At 72.2% G+C, this 20,744-nt stretch carries 15 protein-coding genes and 1 pseudogene; 8 read left to right on the forward strand and 8 right to left on the reverse strand.

Annotated elements, in window-relative coordinates:
- The first annotated feature begins 581 nt into the window (after positions 1–581).
- The 5 genes and pseudogenes from ACLQ22_RS11575 (at position 582) to ACLQ22_RS11595 (ending at position 6,312) form a co-directional block, all read left to right on the forward strand.
- A complete protein-coding gene (locus tag ACLQ22_RS11575; RefSeq protein WP_425692276.1) occupies positions 582–3,086 on the forward strand; it encodes a putative bifunctional diguanylate cyclase/phosphodiesterase in 2,505 nt (834 codons plus the stop codon).
- Between the two features lie 35 nt (positions 3,087–3,121).
- Positions 3,122–4,446: pseudogene (locus ACLQ22_RS11580) on the forward strand (glycosyltransferase 87 family protein); the annotation flags it as partial.
- Positions 4,436–5,068, forward strand: coding sequence for a phosphoribosyltransferase (locus ACLQ22_RS11585; protein WP_121397438.1), 633 nt, complete (start codon positions 4,436–4,438; stop codon positions 5,066–5,068). The pseudogene ACLQ22_RS11580 and the gene ACLQ22_RS11585, both read left to right, overlap by 11 nt.
- Positions 5,069–5,090: 22 nt before the next feature.
- Entirely contained in the window at positions 5,091–5,516 is a 426-nt protein-coding gene (locus ACLQ22_RS11590; protein WP_425692277.1) for a zf-TFIIB domain-containing protein, read from the forward strand.
- Between the two features lie 115 nt (positions 5,517–5,631).
- The gene (locus ACLQ22_RS11595; RefSeq protein WP_425692278.1) at positions 5,632–6,312 is read left to right on the forward strand and encodes a maleylpyruvate isomerase N-terminal domain-containing protein; all 681 of its coding nucleotides are present in this window, start codon (positions 5,632–5,634) and stop codon (positions 6,310–6,312) included.
- Between the two features lie 15 nt (positions 6,313–6,327).
- Here ACLQ22_RS11595 and dnaB read toward each other — a convergent pair whose 3' ends face one another.
- The gene (dnaB, locus tag ACLQ22_RS11600) at positions 6,328–7,719 is read right to left on the reverse strand and encodes a replicative DNA helicase (protein WP_370040282.1); all 1,392 of its coding nucleotides are present in this window, start codon (positions 7,717–7,719) and stop codon (positions 6,328–6,330) included.
- Positions 7,720–8,130: 411 nt separating this feature from the next.
- On the opposite strand from dnaB, the gene ACLQ22_RS11605 reads away from it, so the two are divergent.
- Complete coding sequence (locus tag ACLQ22_RS11605; RefSeq protein WP_425692279.1) at positions 8,131–9,699, forward strand: hypothetical protein; 1,569 nt, start codon at positions 8,131–8,133, stop codon at positions 9,697–9,699.
- Positions 9,700–9,856: 157 nt separating this feature from the next.
- Here the strand turns inward: ACLQ22_RS11605 and rplI are convergent, their stop codons facing one another.
- From rplI to rpsF, 4 genes are all read right to left on the reverse strand, one after another.
- Positions 9,857–10,303 (reverse strand): 50S ribosomal protein L9, encoded by a 447-nt coding sequence (gene rplI / locus ACLQ22_RS11610; protein ID WP_121397434.1) that lies wholly within the window; start codon positions 10,301–10,303, stop codon positions 9,857–9,859.
- Between the two features lie 14 nt (positions 10,304–10,317).
- Positions 10,318–10,557 carry a 30S ribosomal protein S18 gene (rpsR, locus tag ACLQ22_RS11615; protein ID WP_007073789.1) on the reverse strand — a complete coding sequence of 80 codons (240 nt, stop codon included), beginning with the start codon at positions 10,555–10,557 and terminating at the stop codon, positions 10,318–10,320.
- 41 nt (positions 10,558–10,598) lie between these two features.
- The gene (locus tag ACLQ22_RS11620) at positions 10,599–11,135 is read right to left on the reverse strand and encodes a single-stranded DNA-binding protein (RefSeq protein WP_172896610.1); all 537 of its coding nucleotides are present in this window, start codon (positions 11,133–11,135) and stop codon (positions 10,599–10,601) included.
- Positions 11,136–11,216: 81 nt separating this feature from the next.
- The gene (rpsF, locus tag ACLQ22_RS11625) at positions 11,217–11,507 is read right to left on the reverse strand and encodes a 30S ribosomal protein S6 (RefSeq protein ID WP_074315517.1); all 291 of its coding nucleotides are present in this window, start codon (positions 11,505–11,507) and stop codon (positions 11,217–11,219) included.
- A gap of 638 nt (positions 11,508–12,145) precedes the next feature.
- Between rpsF and ACLQ22_RS11630 the strand changes: the two genes are divergently transcribed.
- Positions 12,146–12,937 carry a deoxyribonuclease IV gene (locus ACLQ22_RS11630; protein WP_425692280.1) on the forward strand — a complete coding sequence of 264 codons (792 nt, stop codon included), beginning with the start codon at positions 12,146–12,148 and terminating at the stop codon, positions 12,935–12,937.
- A complete protein-coding gene (locus ACLQ22_RS11635; RefSeq protein WP_425692281.1) occupies positions 12,934–15,393 on the forward strand; it encodes a hypothetical protein in 2,460 nt (819 codons plus the stop codon). Before ACLQ22_RS11630 ends, ACLQ22_RS11635 begins: the two co-directional genes overlap by 4 nt.
- 47 nt (positions 15,394–15,440) lie before the next feature.
- On the opposite strand, the gene ACLQ22_RS11640 is transcribed toward ACLQ22_RS11635, so the two are convergent.
- The 3 genes from ACLQ22_RS11640 to ACLQ22_RS11650 form a co-directional block, all read right to left on the reverse strand.
- A complete protein-coding gene (locus tag ACLQ22_RS11640) occupies positions 15,441–16,946 on the reverse strand; it encodes a glycosyltransferase family 87 protein (protein ID WP_425692282.1) in 1,506 nt (501 codons plus the stop codon).
- 117 nt (positions 16,947–17,063) lie between these two features.
- Positions 17,064–20,006: a transglycosylase domain-containing protein gene (locus ACLQ22_RS11645; RefSeq protein ID WP_425692283.1), complete on the reverse strand. Its 2,943-nt coding sequence runs from the start codon at positions 20,004–20,006 to the stop codon at positions 17,064–17,066.
- Positions 20,007–20,203: 197 nt separating this feature from the next.
- Positions 20,204–20,671, reverse strand: a complete 468-nt coding sequence (locus tag ACLQ22_RS11650; protein WP_425692284.1) for a DUF5318 domain-containing protein — start codon at positions 20,669–20,671, stop codon at positions 20,204–20,206.
- Between the last annotated feature and the right edge of the window lie 73 nt (positions 20,672–20,744).

The following is a 20,744-nucleotide window of genomic DNA, read 5'->3' on the forward strand; positions in this document are numbered from 1 at the left end:
CCACCGGAGAATTGCCCGGTCGCGAGTCGATCGGGGCGGCAGGGGGCAACGTGCGGAGTGCATCTTGCGCCGGTCGTCCGTGAGGTCGTCGAGGGCGGCAGCAGAGGGTCGACACTGACGGAATCACCGGGCGGATGGGGCGTACCGGCACGGAAGCGGCGGCCTCGACCACGCGGCGTGCCCGAGGTCCGCTCCACGAGCCGCGTCCGGGCCGCCGGCCGCTGCAAACTGCACCGTCGTGTCCGATGCCGCCGACGCCGCCACCGGTCCATTATCTAGCGTTAACCGGAAGTCGATGGAAACACAGCACTGAGTTCCCACCCGGAAGCACAAAGTCACGCCGTAGGGCGCGGTTCTCATCCATTGCCCATAGTCACATATATCCCTCCATAATTGGCCGAACCGCACTTAGGCTGTCGGCGTCGCGGAACACAGCGGCGCAAGGGCCAAGGGCGATACCGGGGAGGGATAGCGATGTCGGCACACGAGTGGAACTGAGGATTGTGGCTGGCGCGTGACCGCGGGTAATCTTGGCGTGCTTAGCAGGCGGAGGCAGTCGGGATGCCGTGACACGACTGAACGTGGGCAAGACAGAGGCCGAGCGGCGGCTGACGCTGCACGTCGGCCTCGTCTGCGTTGTGGCCGCCATCGCGGCCGCTCTGTGTCTGCGCGAGCTGACGAAACTGGACTGGTCCCGTAACCACCTGACGCTCTCGCTCACTCTGATCTGTCTGGCCCTCCTCGCCATGACGATCAAGTGGCGGATCCGGATTCGCGCGACGGTCCACGCGATCTCCTGGAGCGAGACAGCGATCATCCTGAGTTTGGCGGTCGCGCCGACTCCGCTGGTGATCCTGACCACCGGGATCGGGGTGGCGATAGCCCAGTACCTCGCCAAGCTCCCGCCGCTGAAGGCCGCCTTCGGAGTGGCCAAGACCATGCTGCTGGCGGTGGGCGGCGGGGCCGCCCTCCACGCGGCCGGAGGGTCACCACCGATCACCGACCTGTGGCCGGCCCTCGGCCCGATCGGGGTCGCCTACGCCGTCACGGTGGTCCTCGACGAAGTGCTGACCCTCCCGGTCATCGCACTCGCCACCGGCACCCGGCTCAGGCAGCTCTTCCGCGAGGACATCGGGCTGCGCCTGACGAGCGCGCTGGCGCGCTTCGTCCTCATCGTCACCACGCTGTTCATCCTCCACGGGGATCCCCGGCTCCTGCTGGCGGTGCCGCCCCTCGTACTCAGCCTCCACCTGCTCTACTCCAACCGGGTCAAGGCCCGCACCGAGCAGCAGGCGTGGCAGCGGCTGGCCCGCACCACCGACGCGCTCAACGTGGTCGACCTGGACAAGGTCCTCACCACCGCCGTCACCCAGGCCGCCGAGCTGTTCTCCGCCGACGAGGTGGAGATCGAGCTGCGCGACGGCGGCCGGACCGTCCGCGGCGGCGCGGCCGGCACCACGTACGACGGGCCGGCCGGCGAGCCGACCTCCGTGGACGGCACCGTGGTCCCCGCCGCCCTGGAGGGGCACGACCGCACGGTCGACGTGGGCGTACTGCGACTGCGGTTCCGGGGGCCCGTGCAGCTCTCCGAGCGGGAGCAGTACACGCTGCGCACCTTCGCCTCGGCGCTGTGCACGGCAGTACGCAACGCGCAGGCGTACGCCGAACTGGCCCGGGTCGCCGACGAGCACGCGTACGCCGCCACGCACGACGCGCTGACCGGGCTGGCCAACCGCCGGCACCTGCTCGACCAGGGCACCGAACACCTCAACACCCGGCACGCCGACGGGGTGACCGCGCTGGTGCTGATCGACCTCAACCACTTCAAGGAGGTCAACGACACCCTCGGGCACGCCGCCGGGGACCACGTCCTGGTGCAGGTCGCCGAGCGGCTGCGCGACGCCGCCCAGGAGGGGGACCTGGTGGCCCGGCTCGGCGGCGACGAGTTCGCCGTACTCCTGCGGGGTCTGCCGGCCCCGGCGGTGGCCGCACACCGCGCGGAGACCCTGCTCGCCACGCTGCACGAGCCCTTCGACCTCGACGGCATGCGGATCAGCGTCGAGGCCAGCGGCGGGATCGCCGCCGCACCCGCCACCGGCGGCATGCCGGAGCTGCTGCGCCGCGCGGACGTGGCGATGTACCAGGCCAAACGGGCCGGGCAGCGGACCTCGACGTACGCCCCGACCCGCGACACCGCCGACCTCGGCCGGCTCACCCTCGGCGGCGAACTGCCGCGCGCCGTCGCCGACCACGAGTTCACCGTCAACTTCCAGCCCATCGTCGACCTGGGCACCGGCCGGGTCACCGGCGCCGAGGCCCTCGCCCGCTGGCACCACCCCACCCACGGGATGATCGACCCAATGCGCTTCCTGGAGGCGGTGGAACGCTCCGGCCTGCTCCCCGCCTTCGCCGAGGCGATCCTCGACCAGGCACTGATCGCGGCGGTCAGCTGGCGCGACGCCGGCTTCGACGTGCCGGTGGCGGTCAACGTGTCGCCGCGCAGCCTCCTCGACGCCCGCTTCCCGGGCTCCGTGCTGGCCCGGCTGCGGGCCCACGACCTGCCCCCCGACCGGCTGGTGCTGGAGCTGACCGAGACGCTCACCCTCAGCCAGCTCGACGTGGTCGACCGGGTGCTCAGCCGGCTGCGCGACGAGGGGGTCCGGCTGGCGCTCGACGACTTCGGCACCGGCTACTCCTCCCTGTCGCTGCTCTCCCGCATCCCCGTGCACGAGCTGAAGATCGACCGCAGCTTCGTGACCGCCATGGAGACCTCCGCCGAGGCCGCCGCCGTCATCCGCTCCACCCTCGACCTGGGCCGCAGCCTCGGGCTCGACGTGGTGGCCGAGGGCGTGGAGAGCGAGCCACAGCGCCGGGCCCTCTGGGAGCTGGGCTGCACCGCCGGCCAGGGGCACCTCTTCGCCCGGCCGATGCCCGCCGGCACGCTCCTCGCGGCGTTCCGGCGCGGCTCCGGCGGCAGCCCCGGCACCCTCGCGCCTCCGCTGCACGACGCCGGAGCCGTGATCCGGCTCGCCCCGGGCCGCCGGCCGGGCGGGCGCGGCCGCACCGACCGCCACCTGCCCGCCTGACGCGGCGACGCGCACCTGCTGCCAGACTGGCCCGCGTGACCGCCGCCCCGACCGCCCGCCGCCGTGGCTGGCAGCCCCTCGACTCCGCCGCCGGCGGCCTCGCCCTCGACCTCGGCCTGTACGCCGCGTCGGCGGCCTTCGCCGCGATCACCGCCGCCACGTCCACCCTCGTCCCGCACCGGGCCTGGGGCGCCGTCGCCGCCGTCGGATACCTCCTCGCCGCCCTCGCCGCGACCGGCCAGCTCCTGCTGCGCCGACGCGACCCCGGATCGCCGCCGGCCGGGCTGCGGGCCCGCTGGGCGGTCACCGGGTTCGCCTGGTTCGCCACCGCCCTGCTGCCGCTGGCCTGGCAGAGCATCCAACGGGCCGGCGGACGCACCGACCGGGCGCAGGAGGAGGTGCTGGTCGTCGAGGAGTCCGGCCGGCGGCTGGTCGACACCGGCACGCCGTACCTCGGGCACGACGCGATCGCCGCCCTGCCACCCGGCGAACAACTGCTCGGCTACACCCCGTACCAGCCGGGAATGGCACTGTTCGGGCTGCCCCGGGCGGCCGTCGACGTCTGGTGGACCGACGCCCGCGTCTGGTTCGCCGTCGGGACCGCGCTGGCGCTCGCCCTGGCCGTCCGCGCCCTCACCCGCGGCGTGTACCGGACCGCGGACGACCACACCGGCGCCGCCCTCCTCCGCGGCGTACAGGCCGCCACCGTCCTCCCGATCTGCGCGCTCACCCTCGCCACCGGCGGCGACGACCTGCCCGTACTCGCGCTCTGCCTGCTCGCCCTCGCCCTCGCCGCCACCGGCCGGCCGGGCCGGGCCGGCCTCGCGGTCGGCCTGGCCGGGGCGCTGAAGCTCTTCGCCTGGCCGGTCGCCCTCGTGCTGATCATCTGGGGGCTGACCCGGCGGGCCGGCCTACGGGTCGCCGCGGGCGCCATCGGCCTGCCCGCCGCCGCGCTGCTGCCGGCCCTGCTCGTCGACCGCGACGCGCTGGTCGAGAACGTGCTCCGCTTCCCGCTCGGGCACGGCCTGGTGACCAGCCCCGCACAGTCGCCGTTCCCCGGCCACCTGATCGCCACCGCGCTGCCCGCCGGCCGCGCCGTCGCCGCAGCCCTCCTGCTCGCCGCCGGGCTGGCCATCGCCGTCCGGCTCGCCCGCCGCCCGCCCCGCACCGCCGTCGCCGCCGCCCTGATCTGCGGGTACGGCCTGCTCGCCGCGATCCTGCTGATGCCCACGACCCGCTTCGGCTACCTGCTCTACCCGCTCGCCCTCCTGGCGTGGGCCCCCGCCCTGCACCCCCCGGTTTCCGCGAACCGGCGGGCGAAGGCCGGCGACACGGCGTAGACCTGAGGCATGACCACCTACCGCGACCGCGAAGAGGCGGGCCGGACGCTCGCCGAACGGCTCACCGCACTCATCGGTGCACCGGACGTCATCGTCCTCGGGCTGGTACGCGGCGGCGTGCCCGTGGCCCGGGTGGTCGCCGAGCGTCTCGGCGCGCCCCTGGACGTGCTGGTCGTCCGGAAACTCGGCATGCCGTGGGCACCCGAGGTGGCCTTCGGCGCGCTCGGCCCCGGCGGCGTACGGGTCCTCAACGACGTCGTGGCCAGCCGGCTCACGGAGGGCGACGTCGCCGAGGTCGTCCGCCGCGAGGAGGCCGAACTGGACCGGCGGGAACGGCTCTACCGCGCAGGTCGACCGCCGCTCGACCTGACCGGGCGCACCGCCGTGATCGTCGACGACGGCCTGGCCACCGGCGCCACCGCCCGTGCCGCCGTCCAGGTCGCCCGCCACCTCGGCGCCCGCCGGGTCGTGGTCGCCGTCCCGGTCGGCTCGCAGGAGGCGTACGAGATGCTTGCCGCCGAGGCCGACCAGGTCGTCTGCGCCCAGCACCCGCCGGAGTTCATGGCGGTGAGCGCCTACTACGAGGACTTCCACGAGGTCGCCGACTCCGAAGTCACCGAAGCGCTGACAGCGACTGCGTGACCTGACCGGGTACGGTCGGAGAATGAGCCTGACCTGTCCCAAGTGTCACGGAGAAATGCGCCAGTACGAGCGCAGCGGCGTCGTCATCGACCAGTGCGGCGAGTGCCGGGGAATCTTCCTCGACCGCGGCGAACTGGAGAAGCTGTTCGAGGCGGAGGCCAACTGGAACCGCCAGCAGGGCGGGGCCGCCCCGGCGCAGCCCGCCCAGCAGCAGGGCGGCTACGCCGGCCAGCCGAGCCACCAGCAGGGCGGTTACCCGCCTCCGCCGCCCCCGCCGCCGCCCGCTCCCGCCCCGCACCAGCCGGGCTACGGCGCCGTCCCGCCGCCCCCGCCGGTGCACGGCTACCCGCCGGCCCCCGCCTACGGCCACGGCCAGCAGCACCACGGCTACCACGGGCACTACAAGCGCAAGAAGCACAAGAGCTTCCTGGACGAGATGTTCGGCTGAGCCACTCCGTCGACCGGGCCGGTGCATCGACCGGCCCGGTCACCCGTGGTTCCGCGCCCTCCCACCACCGCCGGTCGCCGTGCCGGTCGGCAGCGGCCGTGCGACGCTGCACCCCATGACGCCGCACACGCTGCACTACCCGCTGGCGCAGGCGTACGACGGGATCACCCGGGTCGTCGCCGACCTCGACGACGCCGGCCTGCAACGGCCCACCCGGTGCCGGGGCTGGCTCGTCGCGGACCTGCTCTTCCACGTGCTCTGCGACGCCCAGCGGGCGCTGGTCGCGCTGGCCAGCCCCGCCGAGGGCCCGGCCGACGTGGACGACGTGAGCTACTGGCGCACGTTCCCGTCCGAGGAGGACGGGAACGGCGCACGGCACGCCTGGTGGGCCCGCCGCTCGGCGGCCGCCTTCGACCGTCCCGGCGGGATAGTCCGGCTCTGGACCGACACCGCACCCGCCGCCGTACGCGCCGCGGGCGCGGCCGATCCCGACGGCCACGTCACCACCCAGGGGCACGTGCTGCGGGTGCGGGACCTCATCGCCACCCTGACCACCGAGGCCGTCGTGCATCACCTGGACCTGGTGCTCGACCTGCCCGCCGCGCCCCTGCCCGGAACGCTCGCGACAGGCGTCGCCGTCGCCACCATGGACGGCCTGCTCAGCGACGACGCCGTCCGACCGGCCGCGTGGAGCGACGCGGAGTACCTGCTCAAGGCGACCGGACGAATGCCACTCACCGACCGCGACCAGCTCGAACTCGGCGAGGTCGCCGGCTGGTTCCCCCTCCTGGGCTGAGCGGCGCAGCCGTCCTCAGACGATGGCCATGTCGACGAAGCGCGACAGGTGGAGCTGCGCGGCCACCGTCACCGTGTCGGTCGGACCATTTCTGTGCTTGGCAACAATGAAATCCGCCTCCCCGGCCCGCGGCGACTCCTTGTCGTAGTAGTCGTCGCGGTGCAGCAGGATGACGACGTCGGCATCCTGCTCAATTGAGCCACTTTCACGCAGGTCGGACAGCTGCGGTCGCTTGTCGGTGCGCTGCTCCGGGCCACGGTTCAGCTGGCTTACCGCGATCACCGGGCACTCGACCTCCTTGGCGAGCAGCTTCAGGCCACGGGAGAGGTCCGCGACCTCCTGCTGCCGGCTCTCGGTGCGCTTCGGGGAGGTCATCAGCTGGAGATAGTCGACCACGATCAGCTTGAGGTCGTGCCGCTGCTTGAGTCGGCGCGCCTTGGCCCGGATCTCCATCAGGTTCATGCTCGGCGTGTCGTCGACGAAGAGCGGCGCCTCGCTGATCTCGCCCATGCAGCGGGCGAGCTTGGTCCAGTCGTCGTCGGAGAGCTGGCCGCTGCGCAGGACGTGCAGCGGCACCCGCGCCTCGGCCGAGAGCAACCGCATGACGATCTCGACCTTGCTCATTTCCAGCGAGAAGATGGCCGATGCCTGGTTTGCCCGAATCGCGGCGTTTCGGGCGAAATCCATGCTTGCGGTCGATTTTCCCAAGCCAGGGCGTCCGGCAACGATCACGAGCTGCCCCGCGTGCAGGCCGTTGAGCAGGCGGTCGAGGTCGGTGAAGCCGGTGGGCACGCCGGTCATCACGCCGCCCTGGGCGCCCACCGCCTCGATCTCGTCCAGCGTGGGCTGGAGCATGTCGGCGAGCACGGCGAAGTCCTCGCTGACGCGGCGCTCCGTGACGTCGTAGACCGCCTGCTGCGCGAGGTCGACGATGTCGTCGACGTCGCGGCTGCCGCCCTGGCCCGTGCCGTAGCCCAGCTGCACGATCTTGGTGCCGGCCTCGACCAGGCGCCGCAGGACCGCCCGCTCGCTGACGATGCGGGCGTAGTACGCCGCGTTCGCGGCGGTCGGCACGCTGGCGATCAGCGTGTGCAGGTAGGGGGCGCCGCCGATGCGGACGAGGTCACCGGAGTCCGCCAGGGCCGCCGCCACGGTGATGGAGTCGGCCGGCTCGCCCCGGCCGTAGATCTCCAGGATGGTGTCGAAGATGGTGGCGTGCACCGGCCGGTAGAAGTCGTTGGTCTTGAGGATCTCGACGACGTCGGCGATGGCGTCCTTGGACAGCAGCATGCCGCCGAGGACGCACTGCTCGGCGGCGACGTCCTGCGGCGGGGTCTTGTCGAACTGGCCGTCGCGCTGCGGCGGCGCGGACGCCTGCCCCCCGCCCGATCGCGAGTCCGCCCGCATGTCGTCGGTGACCGACACGGGTTCCCCCTCCACTGCGTCGGATCCGGATTCAGCCCTACCGCCGAGGTACGACAACCTCGACCTGCCGGTCGATCGGGGGTCATCGCACGGCCGGTCGGGGGCCAACCATACGGAACCCGAGGTCAGCCACTCAACCACGTCGGTGGACGAGCCTCGGGACAACCTGTGGACGCCGGTGGACGAGCATGTGCGCAGTGTGTGCACAGCCTGTGGACAACGGCTGGGGAATTCCCCACCGCAAGGCTGTGAGCTGCGGAAACACAATCCCCAGCCTGTGGACGGCAAGTTTTCGGTCGAACTGCGCGATCGAACGTCCCGTACTATCTCCAGCGAACGGCTACACCTGCACAGCGGATTGCGCCATCGGTTGAGAAGGGTCACGCTCCGGCCGTGAGTAACCGGGACTGGGGACGCGGAGAGGGTGGTCCGCGCGAGCCGGTCGCTCCCTGGGAGGATCCCGCCGACCCGGCACCGGTCGATCCCGACGAGCGCGCTCCCGCCCGGCACCGCACGCCGAGCCGGCGCCGGGCCGTCGAGCGCGGCCAGCGGGAACCGGTCGACAGCTACCTGCCGCGTTGGGCACTGGAGTCGGGGGTACGCAGCGCGGACGGCGGTGGCCGGCACGCCGCGCCCGACGACGAGGCGCGGATCGAGGCCGACCGGCCGCATTCCGGTGCCTGGCGGAGCACGGAGACCACGAGCGGTTGGCGCCGGGTCAGCGAGACGAGCTGGCGCGAGACCCCGGCGATCGGCGCTGCCCCGGAGTCGGAGCACACCGGGGAGTGGACGTTCGACCATCCGCAGGAGCGGGGATACTCCGGGCGGCGGCGGGCCGAGGACGAACCCGTCTCGGGATCGCCGCCGCCGAGCCGGCCGAGGCGTTCGTCGTCACACCGCCCGCAGGTCGTCTGGTCCGGCCTGGCGGAGGCGGACGCCTCCGGGCCCGTACCGGATCGGGAGGCCGAGCGGCCGGCCCGCCGGGGCCGGCGGGCGGCGGAGGAGCGACCCGCCGTCGATCCGTGGGACCGGGAGTCGCACCTCGCCGCGTCCGAGATCCCGCCCTCCCGTCCTCCCGCGGTGGACGCGTGGGACGCGTCGGGTGTGCACGCGTGGCATCCGGCCGGTGAGGTCGACCGCTGGGACCACGCCGGCACCGGCCGCTCGGACCGGAGCGACGACACCGGCCGCTCGGACCGGAGCGACGGCACGGGCCAGTGGGACCTGACCGACGGCACCGGTGAGTGGTACCGGTCCGACGACACCGGCCAGTGGGAGCGGTATTCCGACGACGGTGGGTGGGACAGGACCGCGCCGGGTTCCGGCGGGGGTGCCGTTCAGGGGTGGTCCCGGCCGGGGCAGGACGACCGGAGCGAGGGTTTCTGGTCGGGTACCCGGCTGGCGGGCGACGATCCCCGCTGGATGGACCCGCCGGTGTCGGCGCCCCGGTCACCGGTGGCGCCCTACTCCGCGCCGCGACCGCGTCCGGCGCCGCGTCGGCGCGTGGCCGAGCCGGTCGGTGCCGCGACGGCGTCGGCCGTACGCCGTCGGGCCGGGACGGCCGGGGCGGGGGCGTGGGGCCGTCGAATCGAGGACGACCTGCTCGATCCCGATCCGGGCGGGCCGTGGCGGTCGCTGCTCTACACGGTCGCGTGCTATCTGGTGCCAGCGGCGCTGATCTTCGTCTGGTTGCTGACCCTGGACGGACAGGTGCCGGCCGGGTGTGTCACGGACATCACCGGAGGGGGTTGCGACTCGCCCCGGGCGCGGGCGCTGGGCTCGCTGGCGGCGGGCCTGCCGCGCTTCGGGTTGGCGCTGGCCAGCAGCCTGGTCGTGGCGCTGCTGCTGCGCCGGGTCGGCACGACGTGGCGTTCGGCCAGCGTCGCGCTGGCGGCGGCCGTGGTCGGCGGCGGTCTCTCGACGGTGATGATCAGCGCGGTGACGGGCCAGCCGATCGGCTGACGATCAGCGCGGTGACCGGCCAGCCTGTCGACCGACGCGCGCTGACCGTGCGGCGGGAGCGTGCCGCAGGCGTACAGCGGGAAGTGCGACGGCGGCCGTACGCGAACAGGGCCCGCACCGGTCGGTGCGGGCCCTGTCGTGGTGCTGGGGTGAGGTGTCAGCCCTGGACGACGTTGAGGTCGAACTTGGCGGTCACCTCGGGGTGCAGCTTGATCTGCACCGGGTAGGAGCCGGTCGACTTGATGGGACCGGACAGCTCCAGCCGACGCCGGTCGAGGACCGGACCACCGGCGGCCTTGACGGCGTCGACGATCTCGGCCGGGGTGACCGAGCCGAAGAGGCGCCCGCCGTCGCCGGCGCGGGCCTTCAGGCTGACCTTGAGACCCTCGAGCTGGCCCTTGACCTCGTTGGCGTGGCCGAGGTCGCGGATCTCCCGGGCCGAACGGGCCCGCTTGATGACCGTGACCTGCTTCTCCGCACCCTTGGTCCAGGCGATCGCGAAGCCCTGCGGCAGCAGGTAGTTACGGCCGTAGCCGTTCTTGACCTCGACGATGTCGCCCGGGGCACCGAGGCCGGACACCTCCTGAGTCAGGATGATCTTCATTTCGGTGCCTCCTCTCAGCGGGCCGTGGCCGTGTACGGCAGGAGCGCCATCTCACGGGCGTTCTTGACCGCACGGGCGATCTGCCGCTGCTGCTGCGAGGTCACGCCGGTCACCCGCCGAGCGCGGATCTTGCCGCGGTCGGAGATGAACTTGCGCAGCAGCGCGGTGTCCTTGTAATCGATGTAGGTGATCCCGTCCTTGTCGAGCGGGTTCACCTTCTTCTTCGGTTTGCGAAGTGCAGCGGCCTTGGCCATTGCTCGTGCTCCTGGTTTGCGATCGCGGGCGCTCGGCGCCATTAGAACGGGGGCTCCTCGTCGAAGTTGCCGCCACCCGAACCACCGCGCGAGGGTGCCGGTGCAGCCGAGGCCCAGGGGTCGTCGAAGTTGCCTCCGCCGCCGCCCTGGCCACCTCCACCACCGCCGCCGAAGCCGCCGCCACCGCCGCCGGAGCGGGACATCTTCTGCACCTTCGCCGTGGCGTAGCGCAGCGACGGGCCGATCTCGTCGACCTCGAGCTCGATGACGGTGCGCTTCTCGCCCTCGCGCGTCTCGTACGACCGCTGACGCAGCCGGCCCGAGACGATCACGCGGGCGCCCCGCTGGAGCGACTCGGCGACGTGCTCCGCCGCCTGCCGCCACACGGTGCACGCCAGGAAGAGCGGCTCGCCGTCCTTCCACTCGCCGGAGGCCTTGTCCATGAACCGGGGCGTCGAAGCGACCCGGAACTTGGCGACCGCCGCACCGGAGGGGGTGAACCGCAACTCGGGGTCATCGGTCAGGTTGCCGATGACCGTGATGGTGGTGTCTCCTGCCATGACCATCTCCTCGCGCACTCATCTGTTCTGCCGTACAGGCTCTCAGAGCCCTCCGACAGTGCCGATGAGGCTGATCCGGGTGAACCGGGTTGAATGCTTTTAGCGCATCTCCGGCCGGATGACCTTGGTGCGCAGCACGGACTCGTTGAGCCGCAGCTGACGGTCCAGCTCGGCCACCGCCGCGGGCGTCGCCTGCAGGTCGACGACGGCGTAGATGCCTTCGGCCTTCTTGTTGATCTCGTACGCGAGGCGCCGGCGGCCCCACACGTCGGTCTTCTCCACCGAGCCACCCGCGGTCCGGATCACGTTCAGGTACGTGTCGAGCGACGGGGCGACGGTGCGCTCCTCGAGACTGGGGTCGAGGATCACCATTACTTCGTAATGACGCAAGACGTGCTCACCTCCTGTGGGCTAAGCGGCCACGGTCCTTCCGTGGCAGGAGGTCTGCGTCGTGGCCCACGCCGGTTCCGGGGGGACCCGGCCGGACGCGGACAACCGGACCAGGATACCCGGTCCCGACGATCATGCCCGGGGTGGTCGGCGGGGGCCGTCCACCGGGCGAAGCGACGGGGGCCCGCCTCGACGTCGCTGTCGATGCGAGCCCCCGTACACGAGGCCGCGGGGCGTCCCGTCCGCATTCCTTGGGTGGGACCTGGGGAGGAACGACCACACCGATGAGGTTGGACCGGGGACGCCCCGCGGAGCTTTATCGTGTTGTTACCTGACGTTACAACGGCACTTGCCCCTTGTCGGAGGAAATGGCGGAATTCTCCGACAAATTTCCCGGTCACCCCGGTTCCGTCAGGGCGGGCCCCCGCCGCGCCGGGCCGCGCGGCGGGGGTGCCCCCGCTCTCGGGCGGTTCGATGTGCTCCCGGCAGGCCGACCTGCGGCCGTTGCGGGCCGGCTGCGGCAACCGTGGATCCCACTCGCATCAACGACCGCCGGCGCCGGCAGGTGACGCGTGGGACCGGCGAGTCCGCCACCGCCGTCATCCCGGCTGTCGGCGACGCGACGTAGGCTCCCGTGCATGCGTATCGGAGCCCACGTCGATTCGACCGACCCGGTGGCGGAGGCGACCGCCCGCGGGGCCGAGGCCGTGCAGTTCTTCCTCTCCGACCCACAGGGGTGGAAGGCACCGAAGCCGCGGGAGGACGCGGACCGGCTGCGGGCCGCGGGCGTCGACCTCTACGTGCACGCGCCGTACGTCATCAACGTCGCGACCCTGAACAACCGGATCCGGATCCCCAGCCGCAAGCTGCTGCTCGGGCACGCCCAGGCGGCCGCCGCCGTCGGCGCCAAGGGCCTGATCGTGCACGGTGGGCACGTCAACGCCGGCGACGACCTGGCCGTCGGCTTCGACAACTGGCGCAAGACCTTCGCGTACGCGGCGGACTCCGGCGGCTTCGACGTGCCGGTCCTGATCGAGAACACCGCCGGCGGCGACAACGCGTGTGCAAGGCGGCTCGACGCGCTCGCCCGGCTCTGGGACGCGGTGGGCGACCACGAGGTGGGCTTCTGCCTGGACACGTGCCACGCCCACGCCGGCGGCGAGGAGCTGCTCGGGCTCGTCGACCGGGTCAAGGCGATCACCGGGCGGATCGACCTGGTGCACGCCAACAACTCCAAGGGCGCGTTCAACTCCGGTCAGGACCGGCACGACAACCTCGACGGCGGCACGATCGACCCGGAGCTGGTGGTGGCGGTGATCCGCGCGGCCGGCGCGCCGGTCATCGTCGAGACCCCGGGCGGGGTCGACGGTCAGGGCGCCGACATCGCCTTCCTGCGCGACCGACTGGGCACGGGGAGCCCGGCGGCATGACGACCGAGCAGTCCGCCGCCGGCAGCCCTCGTCCTGACGCCGCCGCCGAGAAGGCCGACACTGCCGAGAAGACGGAAGCCGCCGGGAAGACCGACACGGCCGGTGACACGCCCGGCTCGGCCGCCAGAACCGGCTCGGCCGCCAGAACCGGTGGGACCGAACCCAAGGCTGAGGCGGCCAAATCCTTGGCGGGGGCGGCCGAACCCAAGGCCGGGGCGGCCAAGCCCAAGGCGGAGGCAACCGAATCCGACACCGGTGGAACCCGACCCGGTGCTGACACGGTCCAGGCCAGGGCCGGGGCGGAAGCCAAGGCGGTCAGGGCCGACAGAGTCGGCGCGATCGAGACGGGGAACGGTAAGGCCGGCACCACGGCGAGTGGGGCCGACGAGCTCGCCACCAAGGCGGGCAACGACGACGCCAAGGCAGGCGCAGCCGCCAAGGACGGCGCCAAGGGCGCGGCCGGCAAGGCGGACGCCAAGGCGGGCTCAGCCGGCAAGGACGGCGCCAAGGGCGCGGCCGGCAAGGCGGACGCGAAGGCGGGCTCAACCGGCAAGGACGGTGCCAAGGACGCGGCCGGCAAGGCGGACGCGAAGGCGGGCTCAGCCGGGGCGGGCAGCGAGGGCAAGGGCAGCGACAAGGCTGCCGGCAAGAACGAGGACGGGGGCGACAAGGAGGGCAAGCCGGACAGGTGGGAGGCCTTCGCGTCCGCCCCCGAACCGGTGCCTTCCCGGATCGGGCGCGCCGCGCGGGCGGTCGGCCGCCTGCTGATCCACGAGTGGACGGTCGCGGCGTTCGCCTCGCTGGCGTTGGCCGTGCTGATGACCTGGCCCACGCTGCGCTACCCGCGACACACGTTGCCGCAGGACTACTGGGACCCCAGCCTGCAGACGTGGCAGATGGCCTGGTCGGGGCACATCCTGCTGACCAATCCGGCGCAGCTGTGGCAGTCGAACACCTTCTTCCCGGAGTCCTGGAGCTTCGCCTTCTCCGACACCCTGCTCGGGTACGCCCCGGCGGGCATGATCGGCACCGGCCCCGAAGCCGCCGTGCTCCGCTACAACATCATGTTCGTGCTGGCCCACGCGCTCGCCACGCTCGGGGCGTACGCGCTGGCCCGACAGCTCGGCGCGGGCCGGATCGGTTCCGCGGTGGCCGGGGCGAGCTTCGCGTACGCGCCGTGGCTGCTGGCCCAGGCCGGGCACCTGCACGTGATCTCCAACGGCGGCATCCCGCTGGCGTTGGCGATGCTCGCCCGGGGGCACGGCTGGTCGTTGCGGTACGGGTACCGCCCCGAGCGCCGGCACGACGGCTGGGTCTACACCGGCTGGTTGGTCGCGTCCTGGCAACTGAGTCTCGGCTTCGGCATCGGGCTGCCGTTCGCGTACTTCCTCGCCGGGACCGTGCTGGTCGCGGCTGTCACCTGGTTCCTGCGGCGGTGGGTGATCCGGCCGGTCAAGCGCCCGTTCGGCCGCCGGCTGTTCATCGCGGACCTGGTCGGCGGTCTGTTGTTCGCCGGCGTCGGCGCGCTGCTGGCCATCCCGTACTTCAAGGTGGCGGAGCTACACCCGCACGCGGAGCGGTCCATCGGCGACATCGACCTCTACTCCCCGCCGGCGACCGGCTTCTTGACCGCACCCGCCGAGTCGCGGGTCTGGGGCGCGCTGCACGAGGGCGCGCGGGCCGCACTGGCCTCGCACGCCGAGATGACCCTGCTGCCCGGCTTCGCGCTCTACGCGCTCGCCATCGGTGGGCTCTTCTTCTCGATCTGGAAGGTGCGCCACCGGGTGCTCCTGTTCGCCGGAGTGGTGGTGACCATGGTGCTCGCCATGGGCACCTGGTTCTTCGACGGCACCTTCACCTACGTGCCGTTGTTCGAGTACCTGCCCGGGTGGAACGGCATCCGCACTCCCGGCCGGCTGATGCTCTGGACCACGCTGCTGCTCGGGCTGCTCGCGGCGGGCGCGGTCAGCGCGTTCGCCACCCGGGTCCGGGAGGTCTACGCCGAGCGGATCCCCTCCTGGCCGAGCCCGTGGCTGCGGCTGGCCACCCTGCTGCCGCTGGTGCTGGTGATCGGCGAGGGGTTGAACTCCACGCCGCACCCGGTCGTGCCGCCCCAGCCGGCGGCGATGCGGACCGTGGACGGGCCGCTGCTGGTGCTGCCGAGCAACCAGAGCCTCGACCAGCCGGTGATGCTCTGGTCCACGACCCGGTTCCAGGACGTGGTGAACGGGGGCAGCGGCTTCACCCCGCGCCAACTCGACGACGTACGCCGGGTGACGGTCTCCTTCCCCGACCAGGTCAGCGTCGACTACCTGCGCGTCCTCGGGGTCCGCAACGTGCTGCTGATGCGCGACCAGGTCGCCGGCACGCCATGGGAGGTCACCGTCGACGCACCGGTCGACGGGCTCGGCATCACCCGCGAGGAGATCGGCGACGTGGTCGTCTACCGCCTCTGACCGGCGTTCTTTCGGCCGTCGGGGTCGCCTCCGACGGCCGGGAGCGGTCAGACGGCGGCGGGCGTCGGCTCGGCCGGCACCTCGGGGCGGCGTCGCCAGCGGTCGAGCCAGGGCGCGTCCGGGGCGCCGTCGAGCACCCCGCCGTCCGGGTCGTCGGCGTAGGTCCGCCGCACGGGGTCGAGTTCCGGCCGCAGGATCTCCCGGACGACCAGCACGCAGAGCACCACCACGGTGGTCAGGCGCAGGGTCGACGCCAGCACGAAGACGCCCTCCGGGAAGACCGGCTTGCTGGTCGCCGCGCCGAGCAGTTCGCCGTAGAAGGCCACGAAGTAGCAGACCTCGGCCACCTGCCAGGCGAGGAAGGCGCCCCACTTCGGGCGGGCGAGCACCACCAGCGGCAGCAGCCAGAGCACGAACTGCTGCGACCACACCTTGCTGAAGATCAGGAAGGCGGCGACCACCAGGAACGCGAGCTGGGCGAGCCGGGGCCGGCGCGGGGCCAGCAGCCCCAGCGCGGCCACCCCGAGGCAGGCCAGCCCGAAGAGGGCGTACGACAGGGTGTTCAGCGTCGGGATGTTGACGTTCAGCCACTCGAACGGCCCGAGGTCGGCGGGGTTGGCGTTGCCGAACTTTCCGTCCAGGTAGCGACCGATGTACCAGAGGGTGCCCCAGTCGATGGGCCGGGTCGAGTTCAGCTCGAAGAAGCGGTCCCAGTTCTCCCGGTAGGGAATGGCGACCGGAAGGTTCACGAGGACCAGGGAGACGAGGGCCGCGCCGAAGGCGGTGAGGGCGGCGCGGAGCCGCCCGGCGCGCAGCCCCAGCACCAGGATCGGGCCGAGGATGAACAGCGGCCACATCTTGGCCGCCCCGGCGAGACCGAGCAGGACGCCGGCCGCCAGCGGCTGGCGGCGGGCCCAGGCGAACAGGCCGAACGCGGCCAGGCCGATGGCGAGCAGGTCCCAGTTGACCGTGGCGGTGAGCATCAGCGCGGGGGCGAGCGCGAAGAGCGCGGCGTCCCATGGTCGGCGGCGGCGCAGGGCGAGGAGCACCGCCACGGTGGCGACCGCCAGCGCGCCGAGCACCAGCGCGTTCAGGTTGTAGAACCACATACCCTGGTTGAGCCCCGGGTCGTTCTGGCCGAGGGCGTGCACGGGCAGGCCGAGGGCGCCCATGAAGTACCCGGTAAGCACCGGGTACTCGACGGGATGGTCCTGGTAGGGGACCGCACCCTCGTTGAGCCGCTCGGCGTAGTAGAGCGCCAGCACGTCGGTGTAGCAGAACCGGGTGTACTGCACGTTGTTCTGCCAGGCGCCATCCTGGCAGGGCGACTTCTGCACCCAGTGCAACGCCAGGGTCAGGCAGACCAGGGCCAGGACGATGCGGGTCGCCGTCCAGAACCGGCTCTCCCGCCCGGCGGGCCGGTCCAGGGCGACGGCGTGGTCGCCCAGCGGGCCGCCGATGGCGCCGGAGAGGCCCCGGACGAAGCCGTCGGAGCGGGACGGATGGTCAGGGGCACCGGCGTCGTCGATGCCTCGCGTCGACTGCGTGCTCATGAAGGTGCATCCTGCCGTACATCGGGCCTCCGCGTCCCCTCCCTCTCACGACACGTCGATACGCGAAACGCCGCCGGCGGCCGGAGAGGTGCTCCGGCCGCCGGCGGCGTTCGTCGATCAGTCGTTGTCCGGTCTGGGCGTCAGGCTCGGTAGCAGCCCGCCGCCGCCGCCGTCCCGGCCGGGGCGCGGATCGGTCGGGACGGTGGGCGCGGTGGGCGCGGGGCCACCGGGGCCGCCCGGAGGGTTGCCACCGCCGTTGTTCCCACCGCCGTTGTTGCCGCCCGGCGGGCAGAACAGGCCGAGGGGGTCACAGTTCGGCTGGCCCGGCGTGGGCGGCGGGGGCGGGGGCGCCTCGCCGTTGCCGGTGTTCGGGTCGCCGACGTTCGCTGCGGGCGGGAAGTCCTTCTTCTCCCAGTCCTTGACCTTGTGTGCCTCGTCCATGAACCGTTCCCAGATGGTGCCCGGCAGGTTGCCGCCACTGATCTTTTTGCCGTTCTTCAGCTTGAGCGGCTTGCGGTCCTTGAGGTTGCCGACCCAGACGGCGGTGGCGATCTGCGGGGTGTAGCCGATCATCCAGGCGTCGCCGTTGTCGTCGCTGTCCGCCTTGAGTTCCCAGGTGCCCGTCTTGGAGGCGGCCTTCCGGCCGTCGTCGAGCTTGTGGTCGACCTGTGCCGGGTACTGCTCCAGCACCGAGGTCACGTCCGCCACGACGTTCTTGTCGATGCGCTGCTCACCCTTGAGCGACCCCTCGTCGGCGATCTTCTTCCACTTGCCGGTCACCTCGTCCCGCTTCTCGACGGAGTAGAGGAAGTGGGCCTTGTTGTAGCGGCCCTGGTTGGCGAAGGTGGCGACGCCGTTGGCGTGGTCCAGGACGGTGATCGGGTACTGGCCGTAGCCGACGACGTGGAAGAACGGGCTCGGCGCGATCTTCTTCGGGTCTTCCTTGGTGAGGTCGTAGCCCTTCGGCGGGTCGGTGTCCGAGCGCCACATCATGCTGACCCCGGCCTTGGCCGCCATGTCGACGACCTTGTCCGGGCCGATCGCCTGGGTGACGTGGTAGAACGGCACGTTCAGCGACTTGAGGGTGGAGACCGTCAGGGTGCAGGAGTCGCCGCACTCCGGGTTGTCGACGCCGGCGTTGCTGACCTTGAACTTGGTGCCCTTCGGGGTGAACGCCTTGCCCTTCCAGCGGGACTCGAGGGCCTTGCCCTCGTTGAGCGCCGCCGCCAGCGTGTAGATCTTGAAGCTCGAGCCCGGCGGGTGACCGCCGTAGGGGTTGCCGGAGGCATCGGTGTTCTTGCCGGCGTAGTCGGTGCCGGTGCCGTTGTCGCCGCCGTAGTAGGCGAGCACGCGACCGGTCTTCGGCTCGATGGCGACCACCGCCGCCATCAGGTTCGGCGGCTGATCGGAGAGTTCCGACCCCTTGGTCTTGCGCTGGGCGGTCTCGATCGCCGCCTTCTGGATCTTCGTGTCGATCGTGGTGCGGATCTTGTAGCCGCCCGACATGAGCGCCTGGGAACAGAGCGGCTTGGCGTCGGTGACCTGATCCTCCTTGTCGACGCAGAGGCCCTTGTCCCGCATCTCCTGCTTGACGTAGTTGATCACGTTGCCGTACGGGGTGTTGACGCCGTAGTCGATGCCGGCGCCGCCCTGGTTCGGCTTCTTCAGGGTTTTCGTCGGGTACTCGGCCAGGGTAGGCGCCGCCGGCTTGCCCGGGGCGTTCAGCCAACCCTCGGCTACCATGCCGTTGATCACGTACTCCCAGCGGGACTTGGCGTCGGTGGGGTTGACCGCCGGGTCGTAGCCCCTGTGGCCCGCGCCGGCCTCCGGCTGCTTGATCAGCGCGGCGAGGACCGCGCCCTCGGCGACGCTCAGACTCTTCGCCGGCTTGCCGAAGTACGTCTGCGCCGCCGCCTCGATGCCGTGCGCGCCCCGCCCGAAGTAGATGATGTTCAGGTAGTGCTGCATGATCTGCGGCTTGGTGTACTCGTCGTTCAGCTTGGAGGCGAAGATCGCCTCCTTGACCTTCCGGGCGTAGGTGTCGTCCTTCAGGTTGTCGAACGCGTTGCGCGCGTACTGCTGGGTGATCGTCGAGGCGCCCTGCTTGCTGCCGCCGGAGACGTTGTTCCACGCGGCCCGGACGATGCCCTTGTAGTCCACACCCGAGTGCTCGTAGAAGTTGCGGTCCTCGGCCGCCGCGACCGCGTCCTGCACGTGCTGCGGGATCTGGTCGATGGTGACAAGCGTCCGGTTCTGCGTGCCGACCTTGGCGATGATCGTCTTGTTGTCGGCCGCATAGAGGGTGGTCGCCTGCGGCGGCGTGGTGTCCTCCGGAAGGACGACGTTGGTCGAGTAGTAGGTGAAGCCGACGACGCCGAGCCCGGCGAGCATGATGAACACGGCGAAGGCGGCGATCAGCATGTTGACCCGCTTGCGCTTCTTCGCCCGCGACGCGCCGGCCGGATCACCCGCGCCGCGCCCACGCCGGCCGGGGCCGGGCGGCCCGCCGGGCCCACCAGGGCCGCCCGCGGCCGGGGAGACGCTCGCCCGGGCCGAGGCACGGCCGCTGACGCCGCCGACCGCCGCCGACCCGACGCTGGCCCGTCCGGCCGGTGCGGCGCCGACGGCGGCGGAGCCCACCGAGGCACGACCGGCCGGCCCGCCGGCCGCCGGGGAGACCGGCACCGACGCGCGGCCCGCGCCCGCCGCCCGACCCGCGGCCGGCGCCGGAGAGACCGGCACGGAGGCCCGGCCCGGCACCGCCCGACCGACGGAGGCCGAACCCACCGAGGCGGAGCCCACCGAGGCCGAGCCGGCACGCGGCGGAACGGCCGCCGACGCCGAACCGGAACTGCCGCGCGGCGGAACGGCGGCCGAGCCGCCGACCGAGGCCCGTCCGCCGGTGCCGGCCCGGGGCGCGACCGAGGCGCGCCCCGCGGGTGCCGTACCCTCCTGTGCAGCCGACCAGCCGCCCCCGGAGGCGTCACCGCCGGGGTCGCCGTGCTGGCCCGGAATCTGGGCCCGCCCGCGCGGGGAACTGGAATCGCCGTACGAGTTCATTCCTCACACCCTGCCGTCGCGGTGGGACGCGACTGCGCCGCCACCGGTTTGCCGTGAGATGGGACACCCGTCGAGGGCGGCACGCGCGTGCCGGTCGACGAGTGCCACTTGCGAATCAATCGGGCCAATCAGACCAACGATCCGTCGGTCTCCCCGGGCGTGCGTACGCTGGCCGGGGTCGGCCGATCGAGCGAAGATCACCGTTGCGCCTCTCGCCTCCGTCGACTGCCCGTACCGTTGCCCGAGGCGGCCGCGCCGCCCACCGCGTCCTGATCCTGCCCGCCCTCCGGGCTCCCGGTCAGCCCGTCCCGGCCGAGCAGGTACTGCTCGACGAGATGGTTCCAGTTGCAGCCGAGGCACACCTCCACCACGAAGACCTGGCACTCACGCACCGTCATCGCCAGCACCGGCAACTCGGCCAGTGTCCGGGCCTGCCCGGCGGACTGCTTGAGTTCGTCGCCGTAAATGTAGTGGACGTGGGTCAGGTTCTCGCTCCGGCAGATCGGACACCGCTCGTCGGTCGGCTCGCCGTGGAAGCGGGCGGCGCTTTTGAGGTAGGGCGAGGCGTCGCAGACGTCGTACGTGCCGACCCGGCCCGCGAGGAGCTCACGCAGCACCGCTCGCTTCCGGAGCGAGTAGTCGACCACCTGGCGCTGCGTACGCATGCGGAGAAGGGTACGCGGTCTCGTCGGACGGGGCGACCACGGTGACGATGCGTGACGGGAGAACCTCGGAGCG

The organism is Micromonospora sp. DT178, assembly GCF_049841695.1.
Taxonomy (GTDB): domain Bacteria; phylum Actinomycetota; class Actinomycetes; order Mycobacteriales; family Micromonosporaceae; genus Micromonospora.